The organism is Mesonia sp. K4-1 (assembly GCF_008017825.1).
Taxonomy (GTDB): Bacteria; Bacteroidota; Bacteroidia; order Flavobacteriales; family Flavobacteriaceae; genus Mesonia.
Genome location: NZ_VRLS01000067.1, coordinates 1 through 1,717, shown reverse-complemented (window position 1 = coordinate 1,717; position 1,717 = coordinate 1). Strand labels below are relative to the sequence as shown.

Here is a 1,717-nt window from a genome sequence, read left to right as displayed (position 1 = left end):
TTCTTTCGAGCAAAAAATTGATGATCTAAATAAGTATGTCCCAATTCCATATAATAAACGAAATCAGAATTTCTATAGAAAAATTTATTGATTTTCTTTAACTCTTTTTCAAGGAAATTGATTTGATATCGAAAACCAGCTTTGGGTTTTTGTAATTCACAAGTCCGTAACTCTGTAAAATAAATTAAATAACTCATCGGAATACTTTTAATGGTTTTAAAAAAATGAATTTCCGATGCCAGACTTTTAAACTCTTGATTTTCAACCGTATTTTTTAACTGGAATAGGGTCTTACTGCATAAGGCTATCCCTTGATTGGCACTTTTTAAGGGTTCGTCATTCTTTTCATTTAGGGAATCCATTTGATTGGTAAACTTTTCAATAATTTCTTCGGCTAATTTCATCACATCAAACATTTAATTAATTACTGTTGAGCTTCTAAATAATCCATTTTAAAATTGGAACTACTTTGAATATAGGCAAGTTTAGGGATTACCCTTGCCCCTAACTTTCTTTTCTCAAAGTTGGCGCTTACCCCAAAATCTATTTTTTGATAACCGCTTTTATTTGCTCGCCAAATACTTTCAAATAATAATTGTCTATAGGTTTGATATTCTTGATTGTAAGTATAATCCAAGCCTATCAAACTAGGAACATACGTAATTTCCCCATTTTTATAACAAAACATCACGCCTATCGCTTTGCTATCTTTGGTAGGAGTATTTTTAATAGAGATGCTCATAAACTCCCAAGATTTCGATCGGTTCATTTCTTGAAAAACCGATTTAGGGTAGGTAAACATATTCAATCCAAGGTTTCTTTCTTTTACGTTTTTATACAACTCATAAAAGTGATCCAACTCTTCTTCGGTTACCTGCTGTAGTATTTCTACTTCTACCCGAGAACGAAAAGGTGCAATGTCTTTCTCAAAATGTTTTTTAGACCTTTTAGATAAAGTATTTAAATAACCTTCTAAGCTGTTCCAGTCCATCTCCTCTATTTGACATACCTCTGGCATAGATATTGGTACAAAACCTTGAGATTGAAAAACCTTATCATAAGGTGATGAAAGATTAAAATCCCTTAATACGATTTGAGAGGCTTTGTTTTTAGAGGCTATATCTTCTATGGTTCTAAAGAATAGGTTGAGTACTTTATGATCTTTTACAATAGCTTTATTGATATACAAGGGAAGTCCGTCAGAAAATAAAGAGCCTAGACTTAATACCTTGGAGGTAAATTCATATTTATTGTCCTTTCTTTTTAATTCGATGTCTTTTGAGACCAAGGGTTTTGCTAAGAGATCATCCTTCCATAGGCATAATGTAAATACACCCATCACCAATAAGTTCTCTTGGAGATCAAAAATTTGGATGTAAAAGAACTTCCATTGGTGTTCTTTGTCGACCTGATCCAGAAAACAATTTTCAATGAACCTAAAACCTTCCCAATCTAAAATTCCTTTTCCTAAAAAATAAGTATTCCATAACTTCTTATCGATCTGTTCTATACTGCTTTTCTCTACGAGTTTATACTTCAGCCCTTCGGATGTCTCCTCTTGAAAAGAAAAATCTTTTTTAAAGGCTTTGCTTAATCTTTGTAAGGTATTTCCTGTTTTCTCCATTACTTTAGGATATAATTGGGCTAAGGTTTGGGTCAATTGAAGAATATCTGTTTTTTGATTATGCCTAGAGATGGTAATCCTCAATCCCGTCTG

General features: G+C 32.4%; 2 protein-coding genes. Both read right to left on the bottom strand.

Going from position 1 to position 1,717, the window contains the following annotated elements:
• On the bottom strand, positions 1 to 404 hold a 404-nt coding region (locus FT986_RS11350), incomplete at its 3' end, for an RteC domain-containing protein (protein WP_187248622.1).
• 20 nt (positions 405 to 424) lie between these two features.
• Positions 425 to 1,717: GNAT family N-acetyltransferase (locus FT986_RS11345; RefSeq protein ID WP_147865161.1), on the bottom strand; the 1,293-nt coding region annotated here is incomplete at its 5' end.